General features: G+C 38.8%; 12 protein-coding genes. 6 read left to right on the top strand and 6 right to left on the bottom strand.

Features of this window, described 5'->3' with window-relative positions; translation table 11 throughout:
- Nucleotides 1-54: 54 nt before the first annotated feature.
- From EWE74_RS09785 to EWE74_RS09760, 6 genes are all read left to right on the top strand, one after another.
- Nucleotides 55-1,269 carry a bifunctional 3,4-dihydroxy-2-butanone-4-phosphate synthase/GTP cyclohydrolase II gene (locus tag EWE74_RS09785; protein ID WP_130141374.1) on the top strand — a complete coding sequence of 405 codons (1,215 nt, stop codon included), beginning with the start codon at nt 55-57 and terminating at the stop codon, nt 1,267-1,269.
- 102 nt (nt 1,270-1,371) lie between these two features.
- Nucleotides 1,372-2,079, top strand: a complete 708-nt coding sequence (locus EWE74_RS09780; protein ID WP_130141373.1) for a response regulator transcription factor — start codon at nt 1,372-1,374, stop codon at nt 2,077-2,079.
- On the top strand, nt 2,080-3,435 hold the full coding sequence (locus EWE74_RS09775; protein WP_130141372.1) for a HAMP domain-containing sensor histidine kinase: 1,356 nt from the start codon (nt 2,080-2,082) through the stop codon (nt 3,433-3,435). It abuts the gene before it with no gap.
- A 134-nt stretch (nt 3,436-3,569) separates the two neighbouring features.
- On the top strand, nt 3,570-4,082 hold the full coding sequence (locus EWE74_RS09770) for a hypothetical protein (RefSeq protein WP_130141371.1): 513 nt from the start codon (nt 3,570-3,572) through the stop codon (nt 4,080-4,082).
- Nucleotides 4,075-4,563 carry a hypothetical protein gene (locus EWE74_RS09765; protein WP_130141370.1) on the top strand — a complete coding sequence of 163 codons (489 nt, stop codon included), beginning with the start codon at nt 4,075-4,077 and terminating at the stop codon, nt 4,561-4,563. The genes EWE74_RS09770 and EWE74_RS09765 overlap by 8 nt, the downstream gene beginning before the upstream one ends.
- The gene (locus EWE74_RS09760) at nt 4,547-5,296 is read left to right on the top strand and encodes a YoaK family protein (RefSeq protein WP_130141369.1); all 750 of its coding nucleotides are present in this window, start codon (nt 4,547-4,549) and stop codon (nt 5,294-5,296) included. The genes EWE74_RS09765 and EWE74_RS09760 overlap by 17 nt, the downstream gene beginning before the upstream one ends.
- A gap of 35 nt (nt 5,297-5,331) precedes the next feature.
- Here the strand turns inward: EWE74_RS09760 and EWE74_RS09755 are convergent, their stop codons facing one another.
- The 6 genes from EWE74_RS09755 to EWE74_RS09730 all read right to left on the bottom strand — a co-directional run bounded on the left by EWE74_RS09755 (nt 5,332) and on the right by EWE74_RS09730 (nt 12,732).
- Nucleotides 5,332-6,273 carry a UDP-glucuronic acid decarboxylase family protein gene (locus EWE74_RS09755; RefSeq protein WP_239018614.1) on the bottom strand — a complete coding sequence of 314 codons (942 nt, stop codon included), beginning with the start codon at nt 6,271-6,273 and terminating at the stop codon, nt 5,332-5,334.
- Between the two features lie 2 nt (nt 6,274-6,275).
- The gene (locus EWE74_RS09750) at nt 6,276-7,418 is read right to left on the bottom strand and encodes a hybrid sensor histidine kinase/response regulator (RefSeq protein WP_130141368.1); all 1,143 of its coding nucleotides are present in this window, start codon (nt 7,416-7,418) and stop codon (nt 6,276-6,278) included.
- Between the two features lie 105 nt (nt 7,419-7,523).
- Nucleotides 7,524-8,255 (bottom strand): endonuclease/exonuclease/phosphatase family protein, encoded by a 732-nt coding sequence (locus EWE74_RS09745; RefSeq protein WP_130141367.1) that lies wholly within the window; start codon nt 8,253-8,255, stop codon nt 7,524-7,526.
- A 337-nt stretch (nt 8,256-8,592) separates the two neighbouring features.
- On the bottom strand, nt 8,593-10,410 hold the full coding sequence (locus tag EWE74_RS09740; protein ID WP_130141366.1) for a sensor histidine kinase: 1,818 nt from the start codon (nt 10,408-10,410) through the stop codon (nt 8,593-8,595).
- Between the two features lie 16 nt (nt 10,411-10,426).
- Entirely contained in the window at nt 10,427-11,653 is a 1,227-nt protein-coding gene (locus EWE74_RS09735; protein ID WP_239018613.1) for a glycosyltransferase family 2 protein, read from the bottom strand.
- Complete coding sequence (locus EWE74_RS09730; RefSeq protein ID WP_206365197.1) at nt 11,611-12,732, bottom strand: glycosyltransferase family protein; 1,122 nt, start codon at nt 12,730-12,732, stop codon at nt 11,611-11,613. Before EWE74_RS09730 ends, EWE74_RS09735 begins: the two co-directional genes overlap by 43 nt.
- Between the last annotated feature and the right edge of the window lie 288 nt (nt 12,733-13,020).

Genomic DNA, 13,020 nt, shown 5'->3' with positions numbered 1-13,020 from the left:
GACAAATTATTTACATATGAAATCTACCTTTGCATAGATTAAGCGCATACGAAGATGGAGATAAAATTAAATACAATAGCGGAGGCTATAGAAGATATTAAGGCGGGGAAAGTTGTCATTGTGGTGGATGATGAAGATCGGGAAAATGAGGGAGATTTTGTTACAGCTGCCCGGAACGCTACACCCGAAATAATAAACTTCATGGCAACGCATGGTAGAGGGCTCGTATGTGTTCCGCTGACGCAAGAACGTTGTGAGGAGTTGGATCTGGGCTTGATGGTAGGGCAAAATACGGCGGTTTATGAAACCAATTTTACAGTTTCCGTCGACTTGCAGGGATACGGATGCACAACGGGTATATCAGCGTCTGATCGATCAAAAACCATTCAAGCATTGATAAACCCCGATATTAAACCCGAGGAATTGGGTCGTCCGGGACATATCTTTCCGTTAATTGCCAAAGATGGTGGCGTATTACGACGTACAGGTCATACCGAAGCTGCTATTGATCTGGCGCGTTTAGCTGGATTTGAACCTGCCGGTGTATTAGTAGAAATCTTAAAAGAAGACGGAGAAATGGCGCGTCTTCCGGATTTAATCCCTGTAGCCGAGCGGTTTGACCTTAAAATTGTTAGTATTCAGGATTTAATAGAGTACCGGCTGAAACATGATTCCCTTATCCAGGAAGAGGAGACGGTTCAAATGCCTACGCAATGGGGCGACTTTAAGTTAAAAGCATTCACGCAAAAAAATACAGGCGAGCAACACCTCGCTTTGTTCAAAGGAGAGTGGAAAGAAAACGAGCCAATTTTAGTACGGGTACACAGCTCTTGTATGACGGGTGATATTTTTGGGTCGTGTAGATGTGATTGTGGGCCACAGCTTCATAAAGCCATGGAAATGATTCAGAAAGAAGGTAAAGGTATTGTTGTTTACATGAATCAGGAAGGGCGTGGAATAGGTTTGGTAAATAAACTCCATGCATACCGGTTACAAGAGGAGGGGGTAGATACAGTTGATGCTAATCTTCAACTGGGGTTTAAAGCCGATTTACGTGATTATGGGGTAGGTGCACAGATTTTGCGTCATATGGGGGTTTCCAAAATGCGTTTAATGTCTAACAATCCCACCAAACGTGCCGGACTTGTAGGTTATGGTCTGGAAATTGTCGATAATGTGCCGATAGAAATTGAACCCAATCCATATAATGAGTCCTACCTCAAAACAAAAAGAGACCGAATGGGGCATTCCATCATGAAGAATTTATAGGAAAAAGGCGCAAAGGCGCCTTTTTTTGTGAAAGTTTAAAAGTGAAGTCCACAAAATTTTTAATTTAGCAGCGTATCGATTTGCTAAACAGTTAGGGGTATCATGAAAGGAAAACAAATATTGTTAATTGAAGACGAGAAAAACGTCGCCGATGTCATCATTCAAGGGTTGGAAGAGGACGGAGCTTCTGTTTTGCACGCCACGAATTATGAGCGTGCACTTCGTCTATTGCAGACAAATAAGATAGATCTGGTTATTCTGGATGTTTTGCTCCCAGAAACAAACGGATTAGACATCTGCAAAAATTTTCGTAATCTAGGATACATCAACTTGCCCATTTTGATGGTTACTGCTCTCGGCGGTCCTGAAAATGTTGTATTGGGTTTGGATAGCGGAGCGGACGATTACTTATCTAAACCGTTTAAGTTAATTGAACTCAAGGCTCGAGTACGGACATTGATACGTCGAAACCTCGAAATAGCGAAACAATCGCAGGCTACAGAGAAACACCGATATATTTACAAATTAATCGAAATCGATGATTATAAAAAGGTGGCGTTTGTCAACGGACAAGAGCTTAACTTAACAGCTACTGAATATCGGTTACTTTTACTTTTTATCCAATCGCCACAAAAAGTTTTCCAACGAAGTGAACTGCTGGACAAAATATGGGGAATCAACTTTGATATCGGATCTAATGTGGTGGATGTATACGTTAATTATTTGCGTAAAAAAATAGAGAAAGCAACCCCGGTAAAAGCTATCCATACGGTTATCGGCATGGGGTATGTATTAAAAATAGAAAATTAGATGAGAAGTTACAACAAAACGTTATATGCGCTGATTACTATCTTAGTGATTTATACCGTTTCTTTTGTGGCATTTATCATGTACTCGATTACCAATTTTGCCTTTTCTGATTTTTACAAACGTTTGGATTTACGCCGAAACCTCGCTGCGGAACAAATGTGGAACGGAAAAGAAAATCGGGCAGATTGGTCGCTAACCTATGTGGAAGAACTAAATAATCAACGAGCGTTTATCGTTGAATTTGACGAAAAAGCGAATATTATAAATAACAGTGGGTTTAATGCTTACTTATGGGAAAAGGTAGATAAACAGGGGGAAGCTAATTTTAAGGAAGGGAACACTTTTTATTCGACAAAATTTTATCGGCAACAAGGCAAAAACTATATTGTCGGAGTATCAGCAGAGAACTATTTTTATACGCATCATTTGCACTATTTACAAAACTTGTTGCTGATTGCTCTCGTTTTAGGGGTGTTATTTGTCATTGTGGTTTCGCTATTGGTGAAGGGCTCCTTTATTAAGCCTATCCACGGACTGATTGATGAGGTGAAAAAAATCGGTTCTGAAAATTTATATTTGCGGTTAAGCGAAGAGAAACATAAAGGCGTTTTGCATAAATTAGCGAATACATTTAACAGAATGCTCAATCGTGTTGAAACATCTTTTGAAACGCAGAAAAATTTTATCGGCAATGCATCACATGAACTCAATACACCGCTAACATCAATTATCGGTATTGCAGACCTCGCACTTTCTAAAGAGCGAACGGTGGAAGAATATAAACAAGCGATGCAAAAGATAGTCGATGCTGCGGGAAACTTGGAGAGAAAAACGAATGCATTATTGTTGCTTGCCAGAACAGGATATGAAAAAAACAATAAACTTAATTTTAAACCTGTTCGTATCGACCAGATTATAATGGATGCGGAGATGACCGTCAAAGCCATCAATGAACGGTTTCATATTAAAACCGATTTTAGTATGCTTCCCGATGATAGTATGAAACTCAAAGTAAATGGGCTAGCGCCTCTGCTTCAGTTAGCCATTTCTAATGTCGTTTCTAATGCCTGCAAGTATTCTCCGGACCATACGGCTTACGTAGCGCTTGGAGCGTTTGAAAATGGCGTTCTCATACTAATTAGAGATGAAGGTATCGGCATTCCCGAAAAAGAACTCTCTTATATTTATGATCCTTATTTTAGAGCCTCCAATACACAAAATTTTTCAGGATACGGTATCGGGTTGCCTTTAGCACGGAATATCATCAAGATGCATGATGGCGAGTTGTCCGTTGCGTCGACTCTGGGAAAAGGAACAACAGTACGCATAGAGTTACCCACTTATAGCCCTATTTAATGCCTTTTTAATATGGTAGTCCTCTTTTAATCTCATTTTAATTTTTGTATTGAAAGTTTAATGAAATTCTAATTAGGGTTTCATGCCGTTGCTATGCCACAGACTTACTTTTGTATCAAAACAATAAGAAGTCAATGATACAACGTGTGCTTATCCCAACAGATTTTACCGTTAACTCGCTACGAATCGCTTTGGAGTATTTAGAAAGCAGTAAAAACGAACAAGTAGAGCTGGTGTTGACCGGTGGATATAATCTTGGTGAATCCATTAGTATGTTATTGGGATTTACTTTGGACGATCATCTTGCAGAGCTACAGGATGAAGATTTTCTGAAGGCATGTGAGATGATAAAATCACGTTTTAAAAATAAGGTAGTGGAGATGTACGCTGATTTTATGATTTCAAAAAATAAACGCTATGTAAGTAACTATCTAAAAGGACGTCAATTCGCCCGAATTGTGTTGCCAGATGCATTTGAATTTAAGCATACGAAGAACAGTTTTGACATTGTCGATATGTTTAATAACGTACAGCTGTCCGATATGCCCGAAGTCATAACAGTTTCTATGGGCGAAGGGAAACTAAAAGGACAGGATACGTTGGATGGATTTTTCTTTCGAAAAAAATGGAGACTCAGTTATGAATAGAGATGTGTTAGTAAACCTTAATTACTTGTTGGTAGCTCTTTTACTGATTGGCGCATCCTTGATTGTTATGCATTTTGAAAGCCCCGAACGCCTTATCCAAGGGGAGTGGGTGGAAAAGGAATGGCGGCTAGAAAAGGATAATATCAGTGCAAGCTCCGACTTGCAGTTACAAGTGGGATTAAAGAAGGAAATTTTACGTAATGTGGAAGATCTACATCTCGGTATTTGGAAATTTTACGAGGACGGGACACTACAATCAGAAACATCTGAACAGGACAGTGAGATTGAATGGTTTATTAAAGGACGAGGACACGTCTTGGAACTTCGTAAAGCGGGTAAGCAGATCGAAAGTTTTCAAATTCAGCAAATCAGTAGAGATCGGCTGGTTTTGCATTTAAACTTCGATCTACAAGTCAAAGGTATTATCGAAATCGTTTTGGAAAGAAAGGAGCAATCAAACCAATATGCTAAGAAAGTATAGTAATCATAGGACACAATCTGATAATGTGAAATTAGGCGCGTTGACTGCTTTTTCGGCAGGGATGGTAAATGTTGCTTCTGTGACTGTCTTTTTTGCTTTTACATCTAATATAACAGGGTATTATGCCGTGCTGGCTCAAGAGATAAGCAAAGGGAACTGGTATCAAGGCGCTGTCGTACTATTGTGGGTATTGCTGTTTTTTATCGGAAGTTTTTTGTCGAATTTTGTGATTATTCAAGGTAAAGGACGTTGGAGTCAATATATTTCACATGCAATTCCCGTTATTTTAGAGTTTTTGAGTATTCTATTTGTTGGGATTTACCTAGATATCTTTTACGAAAACTCCTTGAAGGAAACAGAGATTCTTGTCGGTGCCTTGTTATTTGCTATGGGATTACAAAATGGGCTTACGGCAAGTATATCAAATTCTGTGGTGAAAACGACTCATCTTACGGGACTCACGACCGATTTGGCTATTCTAGTTTCTATGTTTAGTAAACGTGAAAACAGACATAATAAGGCATTGGTCGACAAATTTCATCTGCTTCTTACTATTATGGTTGCCTATGTGGCCGGAGGATTGTTTGGTGGAGTTGGCTATTTATATCTGGAAAATGGAACGTTCTATCTTACTTGCGCCATTCTATTGATTATCGCTCTATACGATTTTTATAAAATAGGACGAATAAAGCGTATATTCGAGAGACGAAATAAAGAAGTTGTGCCCGTGTGATTTTTTGATCTGGACATTAATTTTCATAAAATGCCTTAAATAACTTTTGTAAAATAATCTATGGTATTTCGAAGCCCCTCTTCCAGCTGTACCTTTGGTGTCCACCCAAGTTCCTGCTTGGCTAATTCAATGTTTGGTTGGCGCTGCTTTGGATCATCCATCGGGAGCGGCATAAATTTAATGTTGGATTTGGAATCCGTGAGTTCAATTACTTTTTCTGCAAGCTGCAGCATGGTAAACTCATGCGGATTGCCGATGTTTACAGGGCCAATAAAGTTTTCCGACGCCATCATTTTGACCATACCGTCGATTAGATCATCTACATATTGGAAACTACGGGTCTGCGTTCCATCTCCGTAGATGGTAATATCCTCTCCTCGAAGGGCTTGTACAATAAAATTGGAGACGACACGTCCGTCCTGCGGGTGCATTCTTGGACCATATGTATTGAATATGCGCACAATCTTAATATCGACCCGATGCTGACGATGATAGTCCATAAAAAGCGTTTCCGCACATCGTTTACCTTCATCATAACAAGAACGAATGCCAATAGGATTTACATTGCCCCAATAACTCTCTTCCTGAGGGTGAATTGTTGGGTTACCGTATATCTCACTTGTAGAAGCCTGTAAGATACGAGCATGCACACGCTTAGCTAACCCCAGCATATGAATCGCTCCCATCACCGAAGTTTTGATCGTTTTAATAGCATTATATTGATAGTGTACCGGACTTGCCGGGCAAGCAAGGTTATAGATCTGGTCTACCTCGGCTAAAAAAGGTTCGGTAACATCGTGTCTGATTAACTCGAAATAAGGATCATTCAGCAGATGGACTACATTTGACTTGTCTCCGGTGAAAAAATTATCAAGACAAAGCACCTCATTTCCTTCTTTCAAAAGCTTTTCACAAAGATGCGAACCTATGAATCCTGCTCCCCCAGAGACGAGTATGCGTTTACGTGTAATATCCATTTTTAGTATAATATTTGTTCATCAGACGATATCCTAGGTATTTTAAAACCGAAACACGATCCTTCGCCTTCTTTTGACCTAAAATAAAATTCTCCATGGTTAATGGTCACAAAATGTTGTACGATCCACAGCCCCAAACCAGTTCCTCCTTCCCGTGCCGTACCGAGGGAGTACGTTCCATAAATTTTTGCCCGCAACCTATCTTGTGTCACTATCGACATACCGACTCCATGGTCCGTTACCTCGAATACTGCCCATTTATCATCTGCATAGAGATTTATCAAAATATTTCCAGATTGATGACTGAATTTTATAGCATTAATAATTAAGTTACGCAATATACTTTTCATGACATCGACATCAAAAAGAATTTCGATATTATGTTGTAATTGTAGGTGTATAGCTACATCTTTTAATTTAGCTGTCGGCAACAATACCTCGATAACGCCAGTTATCGTTTCGTCAAACATAAATGCTTGGGACATGGAGGTCTGTATGCCCATATTTGACTTTGTCCACTTCAGTAAATTATCTAACAGACAAAACAGCTGTTCCGCAATGTCACTTCCCGAATATAGCATGTCTACGAGTTCTGCTGGGAGCTGATTTTCTTCCGCTTTTGACGACAGTATATTCAGGATCATTTTAAGTGACGAAATGGGGGATCGGAGGTCATGAGAGACAATCGAATATAGCAGGTCCCTACTCTCCATCGTCTCTTTAAGACGATCCTTTTGTTCTATAATGATATTCCGAGAATGTATTAATGATATCTGATGTTTAATGCGCCGTACAAGTTCTAGCTGGTTAAATGGTTTCGTCACGTAATCGCAGGCACCTAAATCAAACCCTTTAATAATATCATTTGGAGAATTTAATGCGGTGATAAACAAAATCGGAATATCCCGAAGTTTCTCGGTGGATTTCAGTTTTTCTGTCAACTCAAATCCACTAACCTCGGGCATCATAACGTCCATCAATATGAGATCGATCCTATTTTTATCCAAAATAGCTAAAGCTTCCTCGGCACTGGCCGCGGCGTAAATGTGAAAACGCTCTTCTTCCAATATGACCTGTAAGAGCATCACATTTATCTCATTATCGTCAACGATAAGTATGCTGTAATTTGAAAAAATGACTTCCATATCGAACTTTTCATACCTTCCGCAAGGCAGAATGTGTAAATATAATTTTTTGTAACCAGCTATTTGTTAATAGAAATGGTAGTAAATGGAAAAACATGTTTATTGTTACATTTGTTTTAAGAATTTGAAATCAACGAGTATAGGTGCGTGATCACTATAATCAATTTCTCCTATATTGTACGCAGTTGCACGCAGTGTCTTGTCATCGTAAAATACGTGATCTATTCGGAACAGTTTTCGGAAATTAATATAACTGTAGGAATATCCTCGACCTGCTTCTGAAAAAGCATCCCGTAGTTTACCTTTTATTGTTTGATACGTATAAGAAACGATAGGTGTATTAAAATCGCCACAAACGATAACAGGATATGTTGAGTCCTGAATTTCCCTATATGCCTTTTCTGCCTGCAGGCCTCGATAAATCATATTGTCCGACATGATATCGAAAGCATTTAAAGTTGTTGATTTACCGTTATCACTGTTCAGATGATTCCATCCTGTGGTCTGTAAGTGATAATTGAATAGCTTTAGTGTATCTCTGCCGAGGGTCACATTAGCGACCAATCCGCTATTCGGACGTTCATCAAAGGATATGGTCTTCACATAATTTAATGGATATTTACTTAATATCGCTAATTGTAGGTTGCCGTCCTTGACATCGGTCAAAACACAATAAGGCATCGTAGCAAATAACTTCTTCAAATCCTGTGTCTCGTATGTTTCAGGGATTTCTTGCAGACAGATGATATCGATATTTTCTTCTTGGATAAACGTGGAAATAAATTCTGCAGAGGGCAGATTGTAATCCATCTTTAACTGCCGGACATTATATGTCATGAGTCTTAGAGCTGGCGTGTCTTTTTGGGTATTTGAATAATTCCAACGAAACTTAGCAGAAAAATAATGACTATTTGCCAAAAGGACGACAACCGACAAAATCGCATATGATTTATGAAAAATCAAACCGACAAAAAATAAAATAATATGGAAAATTAATAAAAACGGAAGTATCAACCCTATCCATTGAAAAAGGAGGAAGTCCGTGGGTGAGATATAATATGCTAAAAAAGAGCATGAAGTTATCAATCCTAAGAGGGTTAGTAGTCCTCCGAAGAAAATTTTACGTACCTGAAAATTCTTCACAATAAATAATCAAATCAAATCCTAAAAAAGGTTATTTCACATCACTTAAAGGTATATAAACTTTGAATATTGAACCATTGCCTTCTTCTGATTGCACAACGATACGACCATTCATCTGTTCTATGATACTCTTACTTATTGCCAGTCCCAGACCCGTGCCTTGGGCAACACTGTTAGCCTTCCAGAATCTGGTGAAAATATCTTCTAATTTATCTGGAGATATGCCGATACCCGTGTCTGTGACCGATAATATTAATGATTCTGAAGAAATGGTATATCCCACATGGATTTCTCCTGTGTCGGGGGTAAATTTAATGGCATTAGAAATGAGATTGGTCAATACTTGTAATAGACGCCCACGATCTAGACAAACCGGTTTATCATCTTCGAGTAGATGGAAATAAAGATTAGGTCTTGCGATGGGTTGATTGAAGCTTTTCTCTAGCTCTCTCAAAATACCATGTAACGATATAGACTCCGTATGAAATTGCAATTTTCCCGATTCTAAATGAGACATTTCTAAAACATCTTGTACCAAACGGAGAAGCTGATCGCTATTCGAACTAACAATCTGGCCGTATTCTTGCCGGAGTTCGGCATCTTCGGTGTTTGCGATTATCGTGCTAAATCCTACAATAGCATTCAAAGGAGTGCGGATTTCATGGCTCATATTGGAAATGAAAGCTGATTTAAGCTGTTCCGATTCTTCGGCGGCCTCTTTGGCTTTCATCAATTGCTCTTCATACCGCAATTGATCAGAAATATCTCGACGAATTGTCCATACGATTTCATCGCCCGCTCCATTCTTAACTAGAAAAGAACGGCACTCTGAGGAAAAGATATTTCTCTCTGGATAGGCGTAGTCACATCGATATTTATAAAAACCTTTTCTTTCCTTCAATTCGTGTATGATTTCTTCCCATTGTTCTTGCGAGGAAAAGTTTTTCAGCACGTCGGATATGGGTAATGTAAAAATACGTTGACTATTAGGGATATGGTTTTGGAATCGACATTCTTTATTGGCGAACACTAAGGTTCCATCAAGGTGATTGGCATGAATGCTGTATGGGGCATTAAATACAACAGAAAGTATCATTTCAAGCTCAATTCTATTTTGGATCAAATCCGTTACATTTTGTGAAAATCCACTGATAAGCCATTCATCATTTTCTAAATGTCTGCTGTATTTTGTGCTGACGACATACTTTATCTTTTCGCCTGGGACAGAAATTCTATATTCGACCACCTGTCGTTCATGCTTATCGATGAAAAAGAAATTATAGACCTTTCTTTTGTCGTCGGGATGGACAATTTCTAAGAACTCTTCAAGACGTAAAAACACTGGATCCAGTACATCTTTCCGATTAACATTTAAAAAGCCGGAATACATCATTTGTTGCGTTGCAGTATTGTATGTCCAATGGCCAATGCGGGCTTCCTTCTCGACCTCTAATAATGTTGTGAGTGCAGCCTTCAACCTACGTTTCATATTACTCCGGCGCGTAATATCACGATATTGACAAAGGAGACGACCATCATCAAACTTCTGTATGATAAACTTGAAATAATACATCTGCTCACTCGTTGGTAAATCATAGTTATTGTTTGATTCTTGTCCTGTTAATCGACAAAATTCCAATTCCTGGCCGATGATTTTCGCTGTTTCGTAAGGAAACAAACTTAAAAAGTCCTTACCAATAAGTTGTAGTCGAGGATTTAATACTGGATTGTCGGTTTTTACAAGGGCATCTAGACAGATATTATTGTTGTCGAGTACAATCAGTGTATCGCAGGTCATCTGCAAAATTTTCTCCACAAACTGTATATCGCGCAATATTCCTTTTTGCATATGTTTTACATAAAAGTTACCGACGTTTGGTTTTTTCCCATGAACCTTTCTGTTGGTTGGTTAATAAATAGATAATGCCTTTTAAAGCGTTTACATTCATAAATATAAAATAATAGGGAATGTAAAAAAAGCTGGATACTTTCGAATCAGACTTTTTTAACATACCTATGTAGGCACAAAAATAGCATATACTCTGCAGTCCAAAAATGACGAAGAACACATAGTTTTGTGATGTATCCATGACTCCGAGAAGGAGCGATAGTGGCCATAGGGTGAATAGGGCAAGAGGAGCTAGACTCCATCGGAGCACACGATGGGACAAATATTGGAAGCTCAACCTACCATATTTAAAAATATTTAGCAAAGGTAAAAGTCTTCGCATGGATTGCCATCCACCGGCAGCTATTCTTTTTTTGCGCTTACCTTCTTCATGCATGTCGAACGAACCTCGTTCAACAGCGTAGGCATTTGGTGTATACGCAATCCGATAACCTTTTTGCGCTATTCGCATGGAAAGCATAAAATCATCCAGTAAGGTGTCTTCCGGCATCTTTTTAAACAAGGATGTCCGGATAGCAAACAATTCTCCTGCTGCACCAACAGTAGAATAATATTGGAAGTCCATTTTTTTTAAAAAAGATTCATATTTCCAGTAAACACCTTCCCCCTTGGATGAAATGGTGTCTTCATCTTCAAAAGCAATTCTTTTTTCTCCCGCCACACAACCTATACTGGAATCCTGAAACTGCCGCATGATTTGGTTAAGAGCGTCCTCGTTGAGCATACAATTCGCGTCCGTAAAAATCACAAATGGTGTGGTTACATACTGCATTCCATGATTAATTGCCGCAGTTTTGCCTCGACGCTCTGGCGAATGAATAACTTGTGCCTCGGGATAACGACGTAACAATGTGTCGCTATGATCCGTACTACCATCAATAACCCACAAAATACGTAAACGGTCTGAAGGATATGTTAATGAAAGGCAATTGGCCATCTTTTCGTCGATGATATCCGCTTCGTTGTAAGCTGTGATGAATAACGTTATGGCGGGGAGGTTCTCTTCTTGTAAATCTATGTTATCTACTGATTTATAGGGAGCGAGTTTGGCTAACATATAAATCAAGATACCGTATCCTATAAAGGTGTACAAGACGATGAATAGACATACCCAAAATGTGATTACGAGCATGAGGTCAGCTATTGATAATTTGATAATACTTCTTCCATCTGTTGACCCCACGAAAGATTATATATACTTTTTCGGATCGATTCGGGCAAAAAAATATGATTATTTAAAAAGTCTAATATCTTCTGTATTTCTATGGGAGATTCGTCTGCCCTGGTCTTTAAGATATACGGTTTCCCTTCAAAATCATCATCAATTTCCGAATAGATAAAAGGGATGCCACGGGCCGCATATTCTCTGTTCTTTAACGTTTTAATATGGGTAATTCCACTGCGATGACGACCAAGGCTTCCTACGGCGAAATCACATTGATCAAATATATTGTCTAAGTCGTTTCCCCAAATTGCTCCATGCAAGATTACATAATGGGCTAGATTACCTTTCTTTATCGCTCCATATATTTCTGTTTCTTCGCGAGGACCACCCAAATGACCGACGATATGAAAATATACTTTGGTACTCGGATGGGTACGGTAGTAATATTCAAGTCCTTTGATAAGCCTGTCGTAGCCATGCCAATAATGAACTTCTGCTACTCCTAGTAAATGTATTTCTTCGGACTTTCCCGGAAGAGGCTTGCGTAAAGGCAATGTGTCAAAATCTATTCCGTTGGATATTTGTATAGTGCGTTGTCCAAAGATCTCCTTGTTTCGTGTAAATGTCACGATGGCATCTAGATTCTTTGCCAGCTGGCGACGGAAAAGCCGGTCTACAAAAAGATCTAAACGCATGCGCAAAGTATGATATTCCTGATCATACGGATAAGTCGGAATCTCCATCAATACCTTACACTTTCCTTCGCGAAGCCTACGTACCATGCGAATCGTAAACGGATTGGCATTATGATCTGACCGCATATATACGAAAGAAAAGTTATTTGCTAAAATATAGTCGGTCAAAGATTGATAATCAAAACGCTTGCGTGCTTTGGCACGAATCCCGTAACCAAAATCGGCTATTACGTTGTTATCTACCACCCAAACTCGACGTTTATCCTTTTGGACCTCATAATAACATAACCGGACATCGGCTCCACATTCCCGAAGACCCTTCACTTGTCCATGAATCTTTTTACTTATTCCATTATATTCACTAAAACCATGAAATACTAAAAACAGAACCTTCAACTGCATATGGACGATAGGTTAATCATATACAAAAATATTTATTTTTTTTGTTTTTGCACCAATAGTATAATTAAACCCGTAGCATACGAGTGTTATTTTATGGATAACTTGTCTCGATCCTGTTTTCTGAATAAGAATAATTTGTTGGGGAATAAAGATAATCCATTAGTGCGTTTGAATTTTATTTCTGGCGTAAGAATGATTTTATGGTGAATAGAGTTTATTTTGTGGGGAATCAAGACCTTTTTGTGGTACATTAAGTTTATTTTTTGGTGGAGAGAGTTTATTTTGTGG

It is taken from the genome of Sphingobacterium corticibacterium (genome assembly GCF_004208525.1).
Lineage (GTDB): Bacteria > Bacteroidota > Bacteroidia > Sphingobacteriales > Sphingobacteriaceae > Sphingobacterium > Sphingobacterium corticibacterium.
This window is presented reverse-complemented; position numbering and strand designations above follow the sequence as displayed.